The sequence below is a fragment of the Ruegeria sp. YTSC230 genome, from assembly GCF_059609665.1.
Window position 1 is genome coordinate 58,952 of the sequence record NZ_JBXWMC010000013.1, and the last position, 19,041, is coordinate 77,992.

At 57.7% G+C, this 19,041-nt stretch carries 23 protein-coding genes; 14 read left to right on the plus strand and 9 right to left on the minus strand.

Translation table 11 applies throughout. The features are described 5' to 3' along the window. The first annotated feature begins 19 nt into the window (after positions 1 to 19). The 3 genes from alr to AC2FD9_RS21060 are packed head-to-tail and all read left to right on the plus strand — an operon-like array spanning position 20 to position 2,576. A complete protein-coding gene (gene alr / locus AC2FD9_RS21050) occupies positions 20 to 1,054 on the plus strand; it encodes an alanine racemase (RefSeq protein WP_496772039.1) in 1,035 nt (344 codons plus the stop codon). Beyond that, positions 1,051 to 1,833 (plus strand): MlaE family ABC transporter permease, encoded by a 783-nt coding sequence (locus tag AC2FD9_RS21055; protein ID WP_472723887.1) that lies wholly within the window; start codon positions 1,051 to 1,053, stop codon positions 1,831 to 1,833. The genes alr and AC2FD9_RS21055 overlap by 4 nt, the downstream gene beginning before the upstream one ends. Further along, positions 1,830 to 2,576 (plus strand): ABC transporter ATP-binding protein, encoded by a 747-nt coding sequence (locus tag AC2FD9_RS21060; protein WP_496838739.1) that lies wholly within the window; start codon positions 1,830 to 1,832, stop codon positions 2,574 to 2,576. Before AC2FD9_RS21055 ends, AC2FD9_RS21060 begins: the two co-directional genes overlap by 4 nt. On the opposite strand, the gene AC2FD9_RS21065 is transcribed toward AC2FD9_RS21060, so the two are convergent. Then, positions 2,536 to 2,922: a hypothetical protein gene (locus AC2FD9_RS21065; RefSeq protein WP_496838741.1), complete on the minus strand. Its 387-nt coding sequence runs from the start codon at positions 2,920 to 2,922 to the stop codon at positions 2,536 to 2,538. The genes AC2FD9_RS21060 and AC2FD9_RS21065 overlap by 41 nt on opposite strands. 51 nt (positions 2,923 to 2,973) lie before the next feature. Here AC2FD9_RS21065 and AC2FD9_RS21070 point away from each other — a divergent pair, with 51 nt between their 5' ends. The 9 genes from AC2FD9_RS21070 (at position 2,974) to AC2FD9_RS21110 (ending at position 11,281) form a co-directional block, all read left to right on the plus strand. Further along, complete coding sequence (locus tag AC2FD9_RS21070; protein WP_282118288.1) at positions 2,974 to 3,426, plus strand: paraquat-inducible protein A; 453 nt, start codon at positions 2,974 to 2,976, stop codon at positions 3,424 to 3,426. A gap of 198 nt (positions 3,427 to 3,624) precedes the next feature. Next, a complete protein-coding gene (locus AC2FD9_RS21075; protein ID WP_496838743.1) occupies positions 3,625 to 4,356 on the plus strand; it encodes a DNA repair protein in 732 nt (243 codons plus the stop codon). 120 nt (positions 4,357 to 4,476) lie between these two features. Next, the gene (radA, locus tag AC2FD9_RS21080; protein WP_496838744.1) at positions 4,477 to 5,838 is read left to right on the plus strand and encodes a DNA repair protein RadA; all 1,362 of its coding nucleotides are present in this window, start codon (positions 4,477 to 4,479) and stop codon (positions 5,836 to 5,838) included. A gap of 39 nt (positions 5,839 to 5,877) precedes the next feature. Then, the gene (locus tag AC2FD9_RS21085; RefSeq protein WP_058271814.1) at positions 5,878 to 6,477 is read left to right on the plus strand and encodes a CvpA family protein; all 600 of its coding nucleotides are present in this window, start codon (positions 5,878 to 5,880) and stop codon (positions 6,475 to 6,477) included. Positions 6,478 to 6,960: 483 nt separating this feature from the next. After that, positions 6,961 to 7,872: a hypothetical protein gene (locus AC2FD9_RS21090; RefSeq protein WP_496838746.1), complete on the plus strand. Its 912-nt coding sequence runs from the start codon at positions 6,961 to 6,963 to the stop codon at positions 7,870 to 7,872. Positions 7,873 to 8,377: 505 nt separating this feature from the next. Continuing rightward, complete coding sequence (locus tag AC2FD9_RS21095) at positions 8,378 to 8,518, plus strand: hypothetical protein (protein WP_472723892.1); 141 nt, start codon at positions 8,378 to 8,380, stop codon at positions 8,516 to 8,518. A gap of 36 nt (positions 8,519 to 8,554) precedes the next feature. Then, entirely contained in the window at positions 8,555 to 10,078 is a 1,524-nt protein-coding gene (gene purF / locus AC2FD9_RS21100; RefSeq protein ID WP_058271817.1) for an amidophosphoribosyltransferase, read from the plus strand. Between the two features lie 268 nt (positions 10,079 to 10,346). Then, a complete protein-coding gene (locus AC2FD9_RS21105; RefSeq protein ID WP_058271935.1) occupies positions 10,347 to 10,595 on the plus strand; it encodes a hypothetical protein in 249 nt (82 codons plus the stop codon). Between the two features lie 41 nt (positions 10,596 to 10,636). Then, positions 10,637 to 11,281 (plus strand): SDR family NAD(P)-dependent oxidoreductase, encoded by a 645-nt coding sequence (locus AC2FD9_RS21110; RefSeq protein ID WP_496835564.1) that lies wholly within the window; start codon positions 10,637 to 10,639, stop codon positions 11,279 to 11,281. Positions 11,282 to 11,340: 59 nt separating this feature from the next. Here AC2FD9_RS21110 and AC2FD9_RS21115 read toward each other — a convergent pair whose 3' ends face one another. The 4 genes from AC2FD9_RS21115 to AC2FD9_RS21130 form a co-directional block, all read right to left on the minus strand. Continuing rightward, positions 11,341 to 12,183, minus strand: a complete 843-nt coding sequence (locus AC2FD9_RS21115; protein WP_496838750.1) for an ATP-binding protein — start codon at positions 12,181 to 12,183, stop codon at positions 11,341 to 11,343. A gap of 116 nt (positions 12,184 to 12,299) precedes the next feature. Next, complete coding sequence (tatC, locus tag AC2FD9_RS21120; RefSeq protein WP_282118280.1) at positions 12,300 to 13,175, minus strand: twin-arginine translocase subunit TatC; 876 nt, start codon at positions 13,173 to 13,175, stop codon at positions 12,300 to 12,302. Further along, positions 13,172 to 13,630, minus strand: coding sequence for a Sec-independent protein translocase protein TatB (gene tatB / locus AC2FD9_RS21125; protein ID WP_058271821.1), 459 nt, complete (start codon positions 13,628 to 13,630; stop codon positions 13,172 to 13,174). Before tatB ends, tatC begins: the two co-directional genes overlap by 4 nt. Before the next feature lie 6 nt (positions 13,631 to 13,636). After that, positions 13,637 to 13,852, minus strand: coding sequence for a twin-arginine translocase TatA/TatE family subunit (locus AC2FD9_RS21130; RefSeq protein ID WP_058271822.1), 216 nt, complete (start codon positions 13,850 to 13,852; stop codon positions 13,637 to 13,639). 217 nt (positions 13,853 to 14,069) lie between these two features. Between AC2FD9_RS21130 and AC2FD9_RS21135 the strand changes: the two genes are divergently transcribed. Then, positions 14,070 to 14,378, plus strand: a complete 309-nt coding sequence (locus AC2FD9_RS21135; RefSeq protein ID WP_496838752.1) for a hypothetical protein — start codon at positions 14,070 to 14,072, stop codon at positions 14,376 to 14,378. 15 nt (positions 14,379 to 14,393) lie between these two features. Next, positions 14,394 to 15,065: a helix-turn-helix transcriptional regulator gene (locus AC2FD9_RS21140; protein WP_496838754.1), complete on the plus strand. Its 672-nt coding sequence runs from the start codon at positions 14,394 to 14,396 to the stop codon at positions 15,063 to 15,065. Positions 15,066 to 15,126: 61 nt separating this feature from the next. Here the strand turns inward: AC2FD9_RS21140 and AC2FD9_RS21145 are convergent, their stop codons facing one another. The 4 genes from AC2FD9_RS21145 to AC2FD9_RS21160 form a co-directional block, all read right to left on the minus strand. After that, complete coding sequence (locus AC2FD9_RS21145; protein ID WP_496838756.1) at positions 15,127 to 16,296, minus strand: peptidoglycan DD-metalloendopeptidase family protein; 1,170 nt, start codon at positions 16,294 to 16,296, stop codon at positions 15,127 to 15,129. A gap of 63 nt (positions 16,297 to 16,359) precedes the next feature. Beyond that, on the minus strand, positions 16,360 to 17,010 hold the full coding sequence (locus AC2FD9_RS21150; protein WP_058271826.1) for a protein-L-isoaspartate(D-aspartate) O-methyltransferase: 651 nt from the start codon (positions 17,008 to 17,010) through the stop codon (positions 16,360 to 16,362). After that, on the minus strand, positions 17,007 to 17,789 hold the full coding sequence (gene surE, locus AC2FD9_RS21155) for a 5'/3'-nucleotidase SurE (protein ID WP_496838758.1): 783 nt from the start codon (positions 17,787 to 17,789) through the stop codon (positions 17,007 to 17,009). The genes AC2FD9_RS21150 and surE overlap by 4 nt, the downstream gene beginning before the upstream one ends. A 120-nt stretch (positions 17,790 to 17,909) precedes the next feature. Further along, the gene (locus AC2FD9_RS21160) at positions 17,910 to 18,995 is read right to left on the minus strand and encodes an ABC transporter ATP-binding protein (RefSeq protein WP_234998988.1); all 1,086 of its coding nucleotides are present in this window, start codon (positions 18,993 to 18,995) and stop codon (positions 17,910 to 17,912) included. Between the last annotated feature and the right edge of the window lie 46 nt (positions 18,996 to 19,041).

A 19,041-nucleotide genomic window follows, 5' to 3' on the forward strand; every position in this document is an offset into this window, starting at 1 on the left:
CAATGTCATGAACGGTTCCATGAGTACCGCACGTTTGACGATTAATCTTCAGGCGCTGGCCAGCAACTGGCGCGCGCTCGATGCAAAAACGGATGTCGAAACCGGCGCCGTGGTCAAAGCTGACGCCTACGGCCTGGGGGCCGAGCCTGTGTCCGCGACCCTGGCAGAGGAAGGCGTTCGCAAATTCTTTGTTGCAGTTGCCGAAGAAGGGGTTGCCGTGCGTAAGGCCATCGGCCCCGGACCGATGATCGCTGTATTCTCGGGTCATATGGAAGGTGACACCGATCTGCTGCGCGATCATGATCTGACGCCGCTGATCAATGCGCCCGAGCAATTCATGCGCCATCAACAGGCGCTTCCGGATCATCCCTTTGGTATTCAGCTGGACAGCGGCATGAACCGCCTGGGTCTGGAACCTGCTGACTGGGCTGAACTGCGCCCAAAGGCCGAGGCACTGAACCCCGTCGTAATGATGTCGCACCTGGCCTGTTCGGACGAACCCGATCATCCAATGAATCGCCAGCAACTAAAGACCTTCCGCGAGATGACTGATGGCACTGCATCACCAAGGTCGCTGGCGGCCACAGGCGGTACGTTTCTTGGACCCGAATTCCACTTTGATTTCTGCCGCCCCGGCGTCGGCCTGTACGGCGGCATGCCTTTTGCCGAAGCGAAACCGGTGGTGACGGTTGACCTGCCGGTGATCCAAGTTCGCCCGGTCGAGGTCGGTGAATCGGTCGGATACGGCAACAGCTGGATCGCGCGCCGTCCTTCTCGTATTGCCACCGTTGCCGCTGGTTACGCTGACGGTTTGCACCGTGCCATCGGCGGTGGGATCGACGCGTTTTCCGGCAGCCAGCCCTGCCCCGTTGTCGGGCGCATTTCGATGGATCTGATCACGGTCGACGTCACCGATCTGCCCGAAGATCCTGAACGCCTACGCATCCTGAACGGACATCAAACAGTCGACGACCTGGCCGAAGCCGCCGGCACCATCGGATATGAAATCCTGACGTCGCTGGGCGCGCGTTTTTCCCGGGGATACGTCGAATGAACCCTTTGGCCGTGCTGGGTGGGCTGGGCCGTGCTGTCCTGTCCATGCTTGCCAACTTTGGCAAGGTGGGAATTTTCGCGCTGGACGCGATCTCACACATCTTTCGGCCGCCCTATTATCCGCGCGAGTTTGCCGTAGCCCTGATGAATGTGGGCTGGCTGTCGCTGCCGGTTGTTGGCCTGACCGCAATCTTCACTGGTGGTGCGCTGGCCTTGCAAATCTATGCGGGCGGTGCGCGTTTCAACGCCGAGGCCGTGGTGCCCCAGATCGTCGCCATCGGCATGGTGCGCGAGCTTGGGCCGGTGCTGGTTGGCCTTATGATCGCCGCGCGCGTGACCTCATCCATTGCAGCAGAAATCGCTACGATGAAAGTGACCGAGCAGATTGACGCGCTGGTCACCCTGTCGACCCACCCGATGAAATACCTGACGGCGCCGCGGGTTCTGGCCGCACTCATCACCGTGCCGTTGCTGGTCGGTATCGGTGATATCATCGGCATCGCAGGCGGCTATGTGGTTGCGACCCAAAATCTGGGCTTCAACGCGGCGACGTACCTGCAAAACACGGTCAATTTCCTTGAAACCAAGGACATCGTGTCATCGCTGGTCAAAGGCGCAGCCTTCGGCCTGATCGCAGCCATCATGGGCTGTTATTACGGCATGAACTCGGGTCGGGGTGCGCAAGGCGTTGGCCGAGCGACCAAGTCATCGGTCGAATCCGCCGCGATCATGATCCTGGCTGCCAACTTCATTCTCACAGGGGTTTTCTTCTCGGTATGATCAGGATGGAGAACGTAGCAAAAGCCTTTGGCGACAATCAGGTTCTGCAGAGCATGAGCCTTGAGATCCCCAAGGGCACCTCGATGGTCATCATCGGTGGTTCAGGCACCGGTAAGTCCGTGGCGCTGAAGTGCATTCTGGGCCTGATCAAACCCGACAGCGGCATGATCTACGTGAACGGCAAAGACGCGACCAAGGGCGATCGTGATAAATTTCTGGCCCGCTTCGGAATGCTATTTCAGGGCGCGGCGCTGTTCGATTCCCTGCCCGTCTGGCAGAACGTTTCCTTCCGCCTGCTGCGCGGTCCGTTGAAGCGCCCCGCCGAATACGCGCGTGAGATCGCCATCGAAAAACTGCGCCGCGTGGGCCTGAAATCCGACGTGGCCGACCGCTTTCCGTCCGAACTGTCGGGTGGCATGCAGAAACGCGTGGGCCTTGCCCGCGCCATCGCGGCCGAGCCCGAAATCATTTTCTTTGATGAACCCACCACCGGCCTGGATCCGATCATGTCCGGCGTCATCAACGATCTGATCCGCGAGATCGTGACCGAGATGGGCGCCACCGCGATGACCATCACTCACGACATGAGCTCGGTCCGCGCGATTGCCGACAACGTGGCCATGCTGCACGGAGGGGTCATCCAATGGACCGGCCCGGTCAGCCAGATGGATGCCTCGGGCGATCCTTATGTCGAGCAGTTTATCAGCGGGAGTGCGGAAGGGCCGATTGAGGCGGTGCGGTGATGCCTCCCTTACAGTTGTTTTTATTGTCGCTACCCGGCGTGTATTTCAATTCTGTGCTGTTGGTTTGGTTTTTTGTACAATTCTCTAAACACGGCTTGATATTCTCAATTGCTCGGTCTTTTTCGGTTTTAAAACCGCTTTTGAGATGCATGCTGTACGGCATAGTCCCGGGGCTGATCGTTTCAAACGTCATTGTTTTTTTTGGCACAAACTCCATCTTGCTAATTAGCATCCCGGGTATGGTTGGTGTGGCCATTTCTGCTTGGCTTTTACATAAAGAAATACTTGGAAACGTCCAAAACAAGAAAACAGGTAACATTGCGATTGCCGTTGTTTTCCTTGCCATGGCAGCATTGGTGCTATGGGCAATCCTACAAACTGAACCAATACATTAGATATGCCTCTCCGCCTCGCCACCCTTTCCCTCCTGATCCTCTACCCCATCGCGTGGTTCGCCCCGCTGATGCGCGCAGGGTTCCTGCCGATCTTCGGCCTCAGCGAGATCAGCGTCATCACCGGCCTGCAGTCGCTGTGGAAATCAGACGTCTTTCTGGCACTGATCGTCACCATCTTCGCCCTGTTTGCGCCCTATATCAAAACAATCGGTACCGCCCTGATCCAATGGGACATGCTGGACCCACGCGTCCAACCCGCACTCAACATCCTCGGGAAACTGGCCATGGCCGACATTTTCCTCATCGCGCTTTACATCACGCTGGCCAAGGGAATCTCTTACGCCACCATCGAAACTGCGTGGGGTCTTTACCTGTTTACGGCGTGCATTCTGGCCTCGCTCGCATTGGGCCACATTACCGAAATGACACGCAGATCACGAAATCCTCAGACGTAATTGATTGAAAACGCTTATCTGAGTATCATCTTTATATTTCGAGCAGAAAATTTTTGTAGTTTCGGTCCTGAGCGGATCATTCTGTGTGTGTTAGATGTTTCCCGCTTTGGGCTGGTGTGTTCCGGTTTCAAAAGGAGTTCGTCTAAGATGACCGCCCTCCACAACATCACATTGCAATTTCAGAATGCCTTTTTAAGATTGACTTTTTTCCTCATTTGCACCGCAGCCTTTTTCTCGGTCGGTGCCTGTCTTTTATCTGCCTTGGGGGTTCTGCCCTGGCTGTCCATGCAGGCCGGTTTCGGCAACGATCCGGCTATGGACGCGGGCATGTATATCCAGATCGGCCTGACCGTGCTGATTCTCATGCTGGCGTTCTATCTGCCCGCTAATGCCCGGATGATGGCGCTTGAAACGTCACATCGTAAGTTCTCATTGAACATGTATGACGTGGCTCAGGCCTACCACTTGGCCCATTCAGCGGATCGCGGCGAAACGTTTCTGATGTCCTCAGAATTCGACGCAGTTAAGGAAAGGATGGCCTTCCTGCGCCACCACCCCGACCTGCAATCGCTCGAACCCGAAATCCTGGAGCTGGCCGCACAGATGAGCCATATCAGCCAAGAGCTGGCAGAAACCTACGGCGATGCCCGCGTCAGCCGCGCCCGCACGTTTCTGCAGCAACGTCAGGAAGAGATCGAAACGTTCCAGAAGCGGATCGAAGAAGCGCAGGTCATCCAGCATGAGCTGCGCCAATGGACCCACGATATCGAGATGGAAGAATCCATTGCCAAATCGCAGCTGGCGCGTTTGCGGGACGAACTGTTTGAGCTGCTGCCCGAATTGTCGGCACAGCTTCAATCGCCCGTCGACGACCGCGATCCCAAGAAATCGAGCGTCATAGCAATGTCGCCGCCCCGCGCCGCCGAATAGGCGCGACAGCGCCCGCCGGGAACGATGGCCCATCGGGCCTGAGGACGCGGCGCGCCATCGGCAGAGATGAAAGCCCTGCTAGGGCTTGAAGAACCGCCCGCGCTCGGGCACCAAGGCCGAATGGCAAAGACAACTTTCTCCTGCTCGGCCTGCGGCGCAACGCATTCCCGGTGGTCCGGTCGGTGCGACGGCTGCGGTGAATGGAACACAATCACGCAAGACGTGCCTCTTTCGGCTGGCCCTGCAAAGAAATCCCTCGGCGGCAAACGTGGCCAGTCCATTACACTCACGGACCTGTCGACCGAGGAAACACCGCCGCCGCGCACCTTGTGCGGCGTAGAAGAACTGGACCGCGTTTTGGGTGGCGGTCTGGTCCCGGCCTCGGCCCTGCTGGTTGGGGGCGATCCAGGTATCGGCAAGTCGACGTTGCTGTTACAGGCCGCAGCGCGGTTTGCACGTGCTGGCGTCAAGACGATTTACGTGTCTGGCGAAGAAGCCAGCGCTCAGGTGCGCATGCGCGCGCGCCGTCTGGGTCTAGAAGACGCACCGGTTCAACTAGCCGCCGAAACCAACCTGCGGAACATTCTGACGACGCTTAAGGCTGAGAAACCCGGTCTGGCCATCATCGACTCGATTCAGACCATGTGGGCCGACAATGTAGACAGCGCACCGGGTTCGGTGTCACAAGTCCGGGCCGCAGCACATGAATTGACCACGTTTGCGAAACGACACGGTGTTTCAATCATCATGGTCGGCCACGTCACCAAGGAAGGCCAAATTGCAGGTCCTCGCGTCGTCGAACATATGGTCGACACCGTTCTTTACTTCGAAGGCGAGCGCGGCCATCAGTTCCGCATCCTACGTGCGGTCAAGAACCGCTTTGGCCCTGCGGATGAGATTGGCGTGTTCGAAATGACAGGCAAAGGCCTGGCACAGGTGACCAACCCATCGGCCTTGTTTCTGTCCGAGCGCGGCACACCCAGCCCTGGGTCAGCCGTATTTGCCGGGATCGAAGGCACACGCCCCGTTTTGGTTGAATTACAAGCGCTTGTAGCTCCGTCCCCGCATTCACAACCGCGCCGGACCGTTGTCGGTTGGGACAGTGGCAGGTTGGCGATGATCCTCGCCGTGCTCGAAGCACGCTGTGGCATCCCTTTTGCAGGTCTCGATGTGTACCTCAACGTCGCCGGCGGATTGAAAATCGGTGAACCCGCCGCAGATCTGGCCGTTGCCGCAGCCCTGCTGAGTGCCCGAGAAGACACAGCCCTGCCCGCAGATACCGTTGTTTTCGGAGAAATCTCGTTATCTGGGGCACTTAGACCGGCCCCACAGACCGAAAACAGGTTGAAAGAAGCCCAAAAACTTGGTTTCACATCGGCAATCGCTCCGGCGGGCGGCAAAACCGGTACTGTGGCAGGTCTGACACTCACCCGACCCTCTGATTTGGTTGGGTTTGTTGGCGAAACCTTCGGAGCAGGTTAAAGTCGCCCCCTGAGGGGCAGAAAAAAACAGGCGAGGGCCATGGAAGGTTTTACAATAATTGACGGGGTCGTTGCCCTGATCGTCGTCGTTTCAGGCATTCTTGCCTATTCGCGCGGCTTCTTACGTGAGGTTCTGGCCATCGCAGGCTGGGTCGCAGCCGCAGTGCTGGCCTTTATCTTTGCACCCCAAGCGGTGCCACTGGTCAAAGAGATCCCGGTTGTTGGGGATTTCCTGCGCGACAGCTGTGAATTGTCCGTCATTACGGGCTTTGCTGCGGTGTTTGCAGTTGCACTTATTATTGTCAGCATCTTTACGCCCTTGTTTTCGTCGATCGTCCAGCGATCTGCGTTGGGCGGTCTGGATCAGGCACTTGGCTTTTTCTTCGGCATCGCCCGCGGCATCCTGTTGGTTGCCATCGCGTTCTTTGTCTATGACACGGTGATGACGGGTCAGTCCTATACGATCGTTGACGAAAGCCGCTCGGCCAAAGTGTTCGAACAGTTCAGCGACAAGATCGAAGAACAGAACCCCGAAGCGGCTCTTGGCTGGGTCACCCGCCAATATGAAGAACTGGTCGCCAGCTGTGCGGAAGGTTCCGCACCGGCCGAAGATCTGACGGCCCCCACGACTACGGAATAAATAGACTCGGAATAAAACCAAAGCCCGGCTAATGCCGGGCTTTTTTCGATGGTGCAGGATGAAGACGCTCCGCGAAGAACGTCTGGTTCGAGCCCAAACTAACCGATGCTGCATGCAGCACCAATGTCCGCTTCAATCTGAGTGGATTTAGCAGCACACCCAAAGGGTGATTGTCTTGCAAGGCAATATTACTTAGGCATGAAAACAAGTACATTTTAGTGGTTTTTTATGTTCGTAAAATATTCGGTTTCGATCTCAGTCTTAATTTGTGTCGTTGGGCTTATTCTTACGTTGGTTCTATTCTTCGATCCCATTCGTGCGAATTGGATGAGCACTGAAAATTCCAGAACTGCAACTATCGCAAATACAGTTATCGAGCTTGGAGCCCAGCCAGTTGCTGGGAAGGTTGACCCACATCTAACCGCATATGTCCGTTACCGGACGAGTCACAATGGGACTCGGGAGTTTTCATACCAGCTACGGATGCTTGAAGACTTCAGGTTTGCAGGTGAGAACCCCCAGAACCTCTGGCTCGAAACAATGCGTCCTGACTGGCCCCAGCATCCAGATGTTTCACCCGTCATAGGAAATTCGTGCTTAGAACCGCATCTTGGCGAAGCACTGACGAACGATAAAGACCTCGCGCTCGCTTACTCAAATTATGTGGTCTGCCGTGTTGTTGCCCAGAAACCTGATGGGTTTGACGGCGTCTATGACCAAGATGCGTATCCAAAAGCAGTGATTGGTTTCCTCTGGGGCGCACCTAATCATCAACCAGTTTCGTTGTCGCGAGAACGTTGTAATGCTGAAGCACGCGTTTGGGCAACAACGATTGCGCAACCAGATGACCGGTTTGTTTTATGTGTCATGGTTGTGGATGCCTCAGAAGGTGTCGTTGAGAGTTATGCCTACGAACTGTCATCCGACAACGTTTTTGCCTTGCCTCAAAATGGGTCCGAGACAACATCGCGGTGGCGGCGCAATCCGACCAAGCGGCGCACTTCGACCAACCTGCAAACGTATCTCCAGATTCAGGATTGGATCAAAAACGATGGTAGCCGAGAACATGCATTAAAGGAATCTGGTCCAAGCATCTTGACTGCGGTCTCAGAAACGCGACCGTCGCAAGATTTTAGCTTTGTCGAAGGCACCATCTCAGATCAGATAATCACACTGACGATTGAAGTTCGAAGACCAAACGAGTTTCGGACTTGGACAGGCAACATGGCGGCTCGCAAAGCAGCAAGCTGGCTTCGTAAACCATTGTGTAATTCGGAACATGGCGCGGCTCTAGTGGCGTACCAGCAGAATGTAACGAGCTTCCGCGTGACTTTTGTAAAACCGGACCAGTCTCTGCTAAGGGAAACATGGCTACCGCCAATACCCTGTATCTGAGGCTCGATGTCATTACCAGACCTTGAGGTGTTTTAAGCGGACGGCAACTTCGTCCGCATAACGGTCCTTGAATCAGGAATTTCAGTCGTTTCACCTACGGTCACACAAACCCTTCGCCTGCACAAACCGTGCATCTGATCGTCTTCAAACCGAAACAGCCGTCGCAGCGATTGAAAATCGGCTTTCCGTGAATGTCGCGACTTTTGATAACCTCTCCCGATCCGTTACAGATCTGGCAAGGTGCCCGCCCCATACCCCTGCATCGGTGACACCGGCGCTTTACCGGTTCTTCTTTTTTGTTTCCTTGTTTGTGCTGCCACATGGCGGGTATCCGATCGAACCTTTATCATTGCCGAAAACTCACTATGTCGACCATGACACCACATGCCTGCGGTCCCTGTCACCTTTTCATGTTGTTTTTGACAAAATCCGCATGCGTCAAATCGCGAATGTGATCCTTTGATGACACAGGCGCGCTTAGGCATTATGTGAGTGGCGAACTGACATGGAATCGGAGCTGCCGATCTTGCTGTATCTGTTTTCTTACGCGCTTGCCCTTGCGACGCTGGCGTGTTTGCGCCGCCAATCGGTCGGGCGACAATGCGTACAGATACCGCTGTCCAGACGGCCCGACCCGCACACCTAATCAACATAAACACGTCATGGAAATTGGAGCCCGTATATGTGTGGCATTTTAGGGATCGCAAGCAGGACACATGATGTCTTTGCGGAAATCTATGACGGGCTGCTGATGTTGCAGCACCGGGGTCAGGATGCCTCGGGGATCGTGACCTATACCGGTGAGTTCTTCCGTGAGAAGAAAGCCAACGGGTTGGTCAAAGACGTCTTTAACGCCAGTGACGCCGAGACCCTGCTGGGACAGGTCGGTATGGGACATGTGCGCTATCCTACAGCCGGATCGCTCAGCGCGGCCGAGGCGCAGCCGTTTTTCGTCAACGCGCCCTATGGCATCTATCTAGTCCATAACGGCAATATCACCAACACCGCCGAGCAGCGCGAGAAAGTCACCGCCAAATACAGCCGCCATCTGCGCACCACTTCGGATTCAGAGATTCTGCTGAATGTTCTGGCTGACAAAGTGGCCGACGCAATCAAGGTCAATGGCAATGCCGAACCCATCCGCAATATCTTTGCCGGTGTAAAGATGACAATGGAACGCGTTCAGGGTGCTTATTCAGTGATCTGTCTGGTGGCCGGCGTTGGTATGCTGGCGTTCCGCGATCCCTACGGCATTCGCCCCCTGTCGGTTGCCAAGCGCGATGTGGATGGGGACGGCGACGATTATGCCTTTGCGTCCGAGGATGTCGCCTTCGGTATCAACGGGTTTGAAAAGCTGCGCGATGTGAAACCGGGTGAGGCCATCCTGATTGACCTCGACGGCAACATGCACACGTTCCAGGCAGTCGATGGTCAGCTGACCCCTTGTATCTTTGAGTACGTCTACCTGGCCCGTCCGGATTCGCTGTTGGATGGTGTTTCGGTCTACAAAACCCAGATGCGTATGGGTCAGACGCTGGCGCGCCAGATTGAGGCTGCAGGGCTAGAGATCGACCGCATCATCCCGGTACCCGATAGCGCACGCCCAGTGGCGCTTGAGGTCGCGAAAGCCACGGGCATTCCTTACCGTGAGGGTCTGGTCAAGAACCGCTATGTAGGCCGCACATTCATCATGCCCGGTCAGGAAGAGCGGCAGAAATCCGTGCGCCGCAAGCTGAACGCCGTTCCGTTGGAGTTCAAAGGCCACAACGTATTGCTGATCGACGACTCCATCGTGCGCGGCAACACGATCAAAAAAATCGTTCAGATGTGCCGCGAAGCCGGGGCCAAGAAGGTGTTCATCGCCAGCGCCTCGCCACCGGTAAAGTTCCCCAACGTTTATGGTATCGACATGCCCACAAAGCATGAGTTGATCGCAAACGGTAAGAACATTGAGGATATCCGTCAGGAGCTGGGCGCAGACGCCCTGTTCTATCAGGATCTCGATGACCTGATTTGGTCCGCCAAGGAAGGTAACCCGGATATCGAATCCTTCGATTGCTCGTGCTTTGACGGGAATTACATTACCGGCAGCGTCAGCGAAGACTATCTGGACAGCCTCGAAAACAGCAGCCGGGTCAGCAAGAAAAAGCAGGACATGCAGGTGCCCGGCGGGTCCTGGAATGCGGCCAAACTGGCGTCCGGCTAAGAATACGCCCCCGAATCAGATTGCAGTGATGGCCCGTTTCGCAATTGCTATGCGGGCCTTTTCACGTATTGGCTGCGCCTGATCGGTTGGTTTTCGCGCACAACTTTTCGATGAAGAAACCGCAATTGCAGGAACTTCGGCGACGCAGCTATTCAGCCGCGCTATCGCGCAATCCCCGCCTCTTTAGTTCCTGTCCTTCGTTTGATAGCGCATTTGCCGAACCACTTATAAAACAAGGGGTCAGGCCAACGTGGCCAGGCCGAAAATTATGTCAAACGCCAACGTCAAAAACGCGGCCACACAGACGGGCGCGCTAAAGAAGAACTCAGTCTCTGTGCTGGGCGTCTTTGGTCCAAAAGCTGACATGCGTGCGTTGGTGCGCCTGTCGTCAGGCCGGGTCAAAGAGGTCAAGCCCGGCAGCCGGGTGTCGTCGGGCACTGTGATTGCCATTGATGACGAAGGCGTCATGCTGCGACAAAGCGGCCAGACCAAGCGGATCGTCATCCCCGGAAGTTAATCTGTCTTGACGCCCTGCGCGCATGGGTTCAAACCGCCCTTATGACCGATCAGACTAAAATTGCCCTCATCACCGGGGCTTCGCGCGGATTGGGTGCTGCCCTGGCCGAAGCTCTGGCACCCGAGTATCACATCGTCGCCGTTGCCCGCACCACTGGTGGGCTGGAAGAGTTAGACGACCGGATCAAAGCCAAAGGTGGCGCGGCCACGCTTGCGCCGATGGACATCGCGGACCCGAACGCCATGGCGACCCTGTGCCGGGGAATCCATGACCGATGGGGCAAAGTTGATCTGTGGATGCACACTGCAGTCCACACCTCGGCCCTGACGCCTGTGCATTTCGTGGACCCCAAGGAATGGACGAAGGCGGTCAACATCAACGCAACAGCCACGTCGGTTCTGATCCCGTATATTGCGCCCCTGTTGGGCGACAGCGGCCATGCGGTGTTTTTTGACGATCCCAAAGCGGGTGAGAAGTTCTATGGCATCTATGGAGCAACCAAGGCCGCGCAACTGGCGCTTGCCCGCAGCTGGGCGGTGGAGACAGAACGCACGGGTCCGCGTGTGTCGATCGTGGAACCCGCGCCGATGCCCACGGCTGTGCGCGCTCGGTTCCACCCCGGCGAAGACCGCGATGTGTTGACCAGCCCTGCGGATGAGGCAGCCCGAATTCTGACGCTATTGTAGGAATAGCCCTTAAGGCCATGCCTCCGGTGGGGATATTTTGGCCAGATGTAGCGGGCGGTCTACGCGATATGTACGCCGTTGCGCCCAGCCAGATCGACAAAGAACTGCCATGCCACGCGACCCGAGCGTCCGCCCCGGGTGGCTTGCCATTCGATGGCCTCGGCGCGCAGGATATCGGCGTCGATGGACACACCATGAGCCGCGCAATACCGGTCAATCATCGCAAGGTATTCATCCTGATCGCAGGGATGGAAACCCAGCCACAGGCCGAACCGGTCAGAGAGCGAGACTTTTTCCTCGACCGCCTCTGACGGGTTGATTGCGCTGGAGCGTTCGTTTTCGATCATGTCCCGCGGCATCAGGTGACGGCGGTTCGACGTCGCGTAGAAAACAACGTTTTCAGGACGGCCCTCGATGCCTCCGTCCAGCACCGCCTTGAGTGATTTGTAGTGCTGGTCATCGTGGCTGAACGACAAATCATCACAGAATAGGATGAACCGGTGTGGGGCTGCGCGCAGATGGTTGAGAAGACGCGCGACCGAGCCCATGTCTTCACGCTGAAGTTCGACCAGTTTGAGGTCCGGAAAATCCTCCTGCAACGTACCGTGGACGGCTTTGACGAGGCTGGATTTACCCATGCCCCGTGCACCCCACAACAGCGCGTTGTTGGCCTTGTATCCGGCCGCAAAGCGGCGCGTGTTGTCCAACAGCGTATCACGTGAACGATTAATGCCCACTAACAGGTCCAGATCGACACGGTTGACCTGTTTGACCGGCTCCAGCCGGTCCGGCTCAACTTGCCAGACAAAAGCTGGGGCAGCTTCGAAGTCGGGCGCGGCCAATGGGGCCGGTGCCATGCGTTCCAAGGCGTCAGCGATACGGTTCAGGGCTTGGTCGTTCATGGGCGCCTCCGGTCAGTTTTGCTGGTTTCAAACCATGTTCCGCCGGGCGCAACAAGAGCCGCGTACAAAAAAGGCGCGCCCTGACGGACGCGCCTGATTGTTACCGATCATCAGGATTACTTGCCTTCTTCTTCCTGAATGATCTCTTCGTCGGCTTCTTCCTCGTCGTCGTAGTAGCCGTCAGCGCGCAGTTGTTCCTCGCGCTTCTTCTCAACACGTGCGACCAGGAAGATCGAAACCTCGTACAGCCCATAGACGACCACGAACAGGATGACCTGCGTGATCACGTCAGGCGGTGTCACCAGCGCGGCCAGAACCAGAATGGCAACCACAGCGTATTTGCGCACGCCCCCCAGACCTTCGGCAGTTACCAACCCGGCTTTGCCCATCAGGGTCAATAGAACCGGCAGCTGGAAACACAGCCCAAAAGCCACGATGAATTTGATCGTCAGGTTCAGGTATTCCTGTGCCGAACCCTGGAAGACTACGCTCAGCGGCGCTGTGGCGGTGCCGTCAACCACTGCCTCGCCTTCAGCTCCAAACTGCTGGAAACCCAGGAAAAAGTCGTAAGCTAGTGGCGTGACCACGTAAAACGCAAAGCTTGCCCCCAACAGGAACATGAAAGGCGACGCCAGCATGAACGGCAGGAACGCATTCTTTTCTGTCCGGTAAAGGCCTGGTGCCACGAACCGCCACATCTGCATCCCGATATAGGGGAACGCCAGTATGAAGCCGCCCAGCAGCGAAACCTTGATAGCAACGAAGAAACCTTCCTGCGGTGAGATGAAGATCAGCCCACAATCCTGTCCGCGATCAGCTAGAACCTGACACAAGGGATTCGTCAGGAAGTTAAACAGCGGCGTAGCGACCGTGAAACAGATTATCATCCCGATCAGGAACGCCACGACGCAGTGAATCAACCGCGTGCGCAGTTCTGCCAGATGCTCGATCAATGGGGCCGAGCTGTCTTCGATCTCGTCGGTATTGCTCATGTCTTGCTTTCAGTATTCAGCGCGGCTTCGGCCTCTTCAGCCTTGGCTAGCGCATCCGCAGCTTCTTTGGCCTTACGCTCGGCAGCGGCACGCGCGGTCGAGGCCTGGATCTTCTTGGCCTGCTCGGCACGTTCAGCAGCCAGCTTGCCGGTTTCGCTGTCGGGGTCGAACTTGGTCGGGTCCATGCTCTTGGCCATTTCCTGTGCAGCTTCTTTGACGCCGTCCATGGCAGTGTTCACAGGATTGGTAGCCGCATTCAGACCCTTCTTGATCTCGTTCACGCCCGCCTGATCCGCTGCCTCGTTCATGGCGCTGCTGAACTCGCGCGCCATGCCACGGGCCTTGCCAACCCAGCGGCCGACATTGCGGAACAATACCGGCAGATCCTTTGGCCCCACAACGATCAGGGCAACAACGCCGATGACCAGAAGCTCGGTCCAGCCCAGATCAAACATCTGCGCTTAGACCTTGTCTTTGTCTGTCTCGGGCGTGACGTCTTTGGCCACCTCGGACGCGTCCTGCTCCAGCTCGTCCGCACCTTCTTTGACGCCTTTCTTGAACGAGGTGATGCCTTTGCCCACTTCGCCCATAAGCGAGCTGATTTTGCCGCGGCCAAACAGCACCAGCACCACAACGGCAATCAGCAGAAGACCGGGAAGTCCGATATTGTTAAGCATGTCTCTTCTCCTTTGAAGTCGGCGCAAGCGCGCCGGGAATATGATCTGGCACTGTGTTTACGCGCGGGCGGTCCATCGCAAAAGCGTGTCGGCCCGGTTCTGTGCCCAAAAATGAACGGATCACGCGATTTTTGAGGACTCGCAATTCTCAACTGACAGGTTTATGTCAGTTGAGAGCACGTAGAAAGGCCCTGTCTCATCAAAACAGGAGCATGACGTGACACAAATCGCAGAAACCGTAACCTTCAAACTCGCGGCCGATGTAACAAAAGAGGAATTCGTGAACATCATGAAAGGCACCGAATCCTTTGTTCGGAACGCAGATGGCTTTGTCTTTCGGCGCCTTAGCGCAGGGGATGACGGGCTTTGGACTGACACGGTCATCTGGGCCGACATGGATTGCGCTCAATCCGCCGCCGCTGCCTTCCCCAAGCAGGATTTTGCCCCTGCGGTGATGGCTGCAATCGCGCCGGACACGGTGACTATGCGCCACGATGCAATCCACTGGACCATCGGAGCGTCATGACAAGCAGGACGTCCCATGCGCCGCTCTGACCGGCTGTTCGATATCATCCAGATCCTGCGCGACGGTAAACTGCACCGTGCGCAGGACATCGCGGACCGGCTTGAGGTGTCGGTCCGTACGATCTATCGCGACATGGATACGCTGGTTGCCTCGGGCGTCCCGGTCGAAGGCGAGCGCGGCGTAGGCTACATGGTGCGCGAGCAGATCACCCTGCCCCCGCTGAACCTGACCCCTGCCGAGCTTGAGGCGTTGAACCTTGGTATGGCCATCGTGGCGGAAGCCGCAGACCCCGACCTCAAGGCCGCAGCCACGTCGCTGGCCGACAAGATCGATGCCGTGTTGCCCACGCAGGTAGTGGCCGAGGCTGACAGTTGGAAATTTGCAGTCTATCCCTTTGCCGATGCGGCGCGTGGGCTGGCGCATATGGCCCCGATCCGCGCCGCCATCAAATCCCGCCAGAAACTCCGTCTGTCTTACCGCCGGATCGACGGCGTTCTGACCGATCGGGTCATACGCCCCCTGCACATGGAATACTGGGGGCGCGTCTGGACCCTGACGGCATGGTGCGAGCTACGCCAGGGGTTCCGCGTTTTCCGCATCGACCTGATCGAAGCAATCTCGCCCCTGCCCGAGGTCTTCGCAAACGAGCCCGGCAAGCGCCTAAGCGATTACGATCCGCACGCCTAAAGGGCTTCATCTTTTCTCAAATACTCTGGCCGAAGGCATGGCCCGCTCAGGGCCATGACCATCACCGCAGATAGGGTTCCGGATCGACGGATTCGAACCCTTTACGCACCTCAAAATGCACATAGGCATTGTCGCCACCGCGCAGGGACGCGATCTTTTGGCCGCGCTTGACGCGAGCCCCTTTTTTCACGGTGATGTTTTCGACATTCGCGTAGACGGTCAGCAGGTCGCTGTTGTGTTTGACCACAATGATCGGCACCTGATCTGCGTCGGCCGTGATTGCGGCAACAGTACCCGCAGCGGCAGCGTTAACCGGGCTACCCGGCGAGGCCGCTATGTCGATTCCTTCGTTCGAGCCCTTTTTATAGGTGCGGATGATCGTTCCTGTGACCGGCAGTCCAAGCGCAGAATTGCTTTGCGTAGTCGGCGCTTCGGCGGTCACGTCAGGTGCGGGCTCGGCGGGCTTGATGACTTCATCCGGCAGAGGTTGCGCCGCGCTGGGCGGCGTCGGTGTCGGCGATCCCTGCCCAGGTTGGGTGATCGTTGTCGCAGGGACTGTTGTTACGGCGGCCGCCTCCTGACGGGGCGCAGGCTGGTTCTTGATGGGAATCAGCAGAAACTGTCCTTCGCGCACGGTAAAGTCGGACCCCAGCCCGTTCCACTCGGCCAAAGCGTCGACCGGCACGTTATACAGGCGCGCGATCGTATACGCGGTTTCGCCGCGTTTGACCTTGTGACGAATGGGCTCGGGTCCCACCGGCGCAGGGGCTGGTGCAGGCGCGGCGGTTGGTTGTGCCGGTTCCAGCGTCGATGTGCGCACCGACCCATCCGCCGGAGCTGCGTCAATCGCAGTGCCTGCAATTGTCGCGATATCGACAGAGCTGGCCGCGCTGACGGTACGGGGCAAGGCGACCACCTCGCCATCACGCAGCTGGTCCGCAGCTTGCAATCCGTTAAAACGCGCGACTTCCGCTGCCGGTAATCCGACCCGGGCGGCGACATCGCCAACCGTGTCGCCCCGGCGCGCAACGGCCACTTGATAATTGGGATAGGTGATCACGCCACGCGCATCCGGTGCCGGCCGGTTGGCAGTGGCCGCCTGCGCCGCATCGGCCGTGGAAAATCCGCCGACATTGCCACGCAGGTCATAATCTATAGGGCCTTCGCATCCCGCGAGGAACGCCAAAGACGCAACACCTGCTGCGACTGCTGATTTGGAAACTGCTCTCATTTTACTGTCCTCACCGCCTGCCCCTGTTGTCCGGGGTTCCAGCGCTTATCGCGAAATATTTCTTTACGCTCCGTCTTTGCCAAGCCCTTCTAGCAGGGGCACGAACCGAACGGGCAACAATTCATCATAGTCCAGGCCGGTCTCGGTGCGTCTGACCCGGATCAGGGTCTGAACCGCATCCGACTGTCCCACCGGCAAAACCATGATACCGCCGATTTTGAGCTGCGCCAAGAGCGGCCCAGGCGGGTCCTCGGCGGCGGCTGTCACAATGATACGATCAAACGGGGCTTGTTCCGACAAACCGAACGACCCATCCGACAGCATCGCCGTCACATTGGTCATTCCCAATTCACGAAACAGCTCGCCGGTTTCGCGCACCAGACGTTTATGACGTTCGACCGTATAGACCCGGCGCGCCAGCTTGGACAGAACCGCCGCCTGATAGCCCGAGCCTGTACCAACCTCCAGCACCGTGTCACGAGGGCGCACATCCAGCGCCTGCGTCATCAGCCCCACCACCGAAGGCTGGCTGATCGTCTGACCGCAGGCAATCGGCAGCGGTGTATCCTCATAAGCTCGCTCGGCGAACAGACCCTTGACGAAACGGCCTCGGTCGACCTGTTCCATCGCGGCCAGAACGCGCGCATCCGTTACGCCGCGGGACCGCAGAGCAAAAAGGAACTGCATGGTTGTTTCTGGATCAAGCCCGCTCATTCGACCGACTTCAGTTGTTCCAGAACGTCATGGGCCGTCAGGTCCGCACGCATCGGTGTGACCGAGATGTAGCCCCCAAGATTAACCGCCGCATCCGTGCCGGGTGCGGTCGGGTTGTGCTGATAGCCGCCCTTGATCCACAGGAACCGCCGACCCGAGGGCGAGCTGTGCGGTTCAACCGAGAAATTGGTATCACGACGAAAACCCTGCGGCGCGATGCGCGTCCCCAGAACCTCATCCGCCGGCACAGGTGGGAAATTCACGTTGTAAAACAGGCGGTAATCGCCCTGCTCTTCAGGCGTTGCTTTCAGAATTCGCCGCACGAGGTCGGCCCCGTAACGCGTTGCAGCCTCAAAAGGATCATTCAGACCCAGGTTGCGCGGCCCGAAATACTGCGACAAGGCAATTGCAGGAATACCCTGCAGGGCGGCTTCCATCGCCCCACCCACCGTGCCGGAATACAGCGTGTTCTCGGCCGAGTTGTTGCCGCGGTTCACACCGGACAACACCAGATCGGGCGGCGTGTCTTTCATGACGTCGTGCAGCCCGGCCAACACACAGTCAGCGGGTGAGCCTTCGGCGGCATAGCGGCGTTCGCCCAGCTTGGCGACCATCATCGGGTGGGTATAGCTGATGCAGTGGCCGACACCCGATTGTTCGAACGCGGGTGCCACGACCCAAACCTCGCCATCCGGGCCTGCCAGATCGGCGGCAATCGCCTCAAGTGCGATCAGCCCTGGGGCATTGATCCCGTCATCATTGGTCAGAAGTATACGCATAAGCCCCATCCACCCGGCGTTTTGCCCTTGATAGACCCGCCCCCGCGTCGCGGCAAGCAAAGCGCGCGTCCAATCTGATGCTTTCGCGCACCACTTGGCGCTAAACTGTGGCTTTCCAGCCTAAACCGGGAAAACGAAACACCTGTCACGTCGGATGGTCAGCCACATGACCCGTCCCGGACTGGGAACAAAGACATTGGGCACCGTCGCCCTCAGGATCGAGCCGTCATGGTCCATCCGAAATTCAACAAGGCTTTCGTTGCCCAAAAACCGTGCCCGCTCGACTACGCCCCGCGCGGCAACGCCGTCGGTCGGTGTCGGCAGCGGCCCCTTGCCGTTACGGTCAAAGTCCAGCCGCACGTGCTGAGGGCGGAATACGATTTCGACATCTGTATTGTCCGGAACGCCGGGTGCCAGAAATTGCCCGAATGGCGTTTCGGCCAAGGCTCCATTCACTTTGGATTGCAAAACATTGATATCACTAAAAAACGCCACCGCCGCCTTGTCCGCCGGGCGGGTAAAGACGTTGTAGGGCGCGCCTTGTTGCACGACTTTACCCCGCCGCATCAGGGCGATTTCATCCGCCATGCGCATCGCTTCTTCCGGCTCATGCGTGACTAGAACAACTGCGGCGTCCTCTTCCTTGAGGATCGCAAGCGTTTCATCGCGAATGCCGTCCCGCAACCGGTTGTCGAGGCCCGAGAAAGGTTCATCCATCAGCATGATCCGCGGACGCGGGGCCAATGCGCGGGCCAGTGCCACACGTTGCTGCTCGCCACCTGACAGATGATGCGGGTAGTCATCGACGAAACGCATCAGGTCGACTTTGCGCAGCAGCGCTTCGACGCGGGCGCGCTTTTCGTCCCTATGCCCCTTCAGGCCAAAGGCCACATTGTCGGCAACGCTGAGATGCGGAAACAGGGCAAAATCCTGAAACATCAGCCCTATTTCACGCCGTTCGGGCGGCACACGAAACACCGTGTCACAGATCAACTTGCCATCGACATAGATTTCACCGGATTCCTGCATCTCGACCCCGGCGATCATGCGCAGGGTTGTCGACTTGCCGCAGCCCGAAGGCCCCAACAGACAGGTCACCTGCCCCGCCCGCACCGTCAGCGAGACGTCATCCACAACAACCCGCCCTTCATACCGGGCGATCAGATTTCGGATTTCCAACCGAGGAGGAGTAGCGTTTTCTGTCACCGATGGGCCCCGTTGCCTTTCCCGATCAATTCCATCGGGCTTAGGC

Excerpts from the sequence above, each read along its gene's own strand:
- surE (WP_496838758.1), bottom strand. The coding sequence starts at position 17,789 with ATGCGTATACTTCTGACCAATGATGACGGGATCAATGCCCCAGGGCTG.
- alr (WP_496772039.1), top strand. The coding sequence starts at position 20 with ATGAGTACCGCACGTTTGACGATTAATCTTCAGGCGCTGGCCAGCAAC.
- AC2FD9_RS21130 (WP_058271822.1), bottom strand. The coding sequence starts at position 13,852 with ATGCTTAACAATATCGGACTTCCCGGTCTTCTGCTGATTGCCGTTGTG.
- AC2FD9_RS21085 (WP_058271814.1), top strand. The coding sequence starts at position 5,878 with ATGGAAGGTTTTACAATAATTGACGGGGTCGTTGCCCTGATCGTCGTC.
- AC2FD9_RS21105 (WP_058271935.1), top strand. The coding sequence starts at position 10,347 with ATGTCAAACGCCAACGTCAAAAACGCGGCCACACAGACGGGCGCGCTA.
- AC2FD9_RS21145 (WP_496838756.1), bottom strand. The coding sequence starts at position 16,296 with ATGAGAGCAGTTTCCAAATCAGCAGTCGCAGCAGGTGTTGCGTCTTTG.
- AC2FD9_RS21055 (WP_472723887.1), top strand. The coding sequence starts at position 1,051 with ATGAACCCTTTGGCCGTGCTGGGTGGGCTGGGCCGTGCTGTCCTGTCC.
- tatB (WP_058271821.1), bottom strand. The coding sequence starts at position 13,630 with ATGTTTGATCTGGGCTGGACCGAGCTTCTGGTCATCGGCGTTGTTGCC.
- AC2FD9_RS21090 (WP_496838746.1), top strand. The coding sequence starts at position 6,961 with ATGCTTGAAGACTTCAGGTTTGCAGGTGAGAACCCCCAGAACCTCTGG.
- purF (WP_058271817.1), top strand. The coding sequence starts at position 8,555 with ATGTGTGGCATTTTAGGGATCGCAAGCAGGACACATGATGTCTTTGCG.
- AC2FD9_RS21070 (WP_282118288.1), top strand. The coding sequence starts at position 2,974 with ATGCCTCTCCGCCTCGCCACCCTTTCCCTCCTGATCCTCTACCCCATC.
- AC2FD9_RS21115 (WP_496838750.1), bottom strand. The coding sequence starts at position 12,183 with ATGAACGACCAAGCCCTGAACCGTATCGCTGACGCCTTGGAACGCATG.
- AC2FD9_RS21150 (WP_058271826.1), bottom strand. The coding sequence starts at position 17,010 with ATGAGCGGGCTTGATCCAGAAACAACCATGCAGTTCCTTTTTGCTCTG.
- tatC (WP_282118280.1), bottom strand. The coding sequence starts at position 13,175 with ATGAGCAATACCGACGAGATCGAAGACAGCTCGGCCCCATTGATCGAG.
- AC2FD9_RS21065 (WP_496838741.1), bottom strand. The coding sequence starts at position 2,922 with ATGGCAAGGAAAACAACGGCAATCGCAATGTTACCTGTTTTCTTGTTT.
- AC2FD9_RS21095 (WP_472723892.1), top strand. The coding sequence starts at position 8,378 with ATGGAATCGGAGCTGCCGATCTTGCTGTATCTGTTTTCTTACGCGCTT.
- radA (WP_496838744.1), top strand. The coding sequence starts at position 4,477 with ATGGCAAAGACAACTTTCTCCTGCTCGGCCTGCGGCGCAACGCATTCC.
- AC2FD9_RS21110 (WP_496835564.1), top strand. The coding sequence starts at position 10,637 with ATGACCGATCAGACTAAAATTGCCCTCATCACCGGGGCTTCGCGCGGA.
- AC2FD9_RS21060 (WP_496838739.1), top strand. The coding sequence starts at position 1,830 with ATGATCAGGATGGAGAACGTAGCAAAAGCCTTTGGCGACAATCAGGTT.
- AC2FD9_RS21140 (WP_496838754.1), top strand. The coding sequence starts at position 14,394 with ATGCGCCGCTCTGACCGGCTGTTCGATATCATCCAGATCCTGCGCGAC.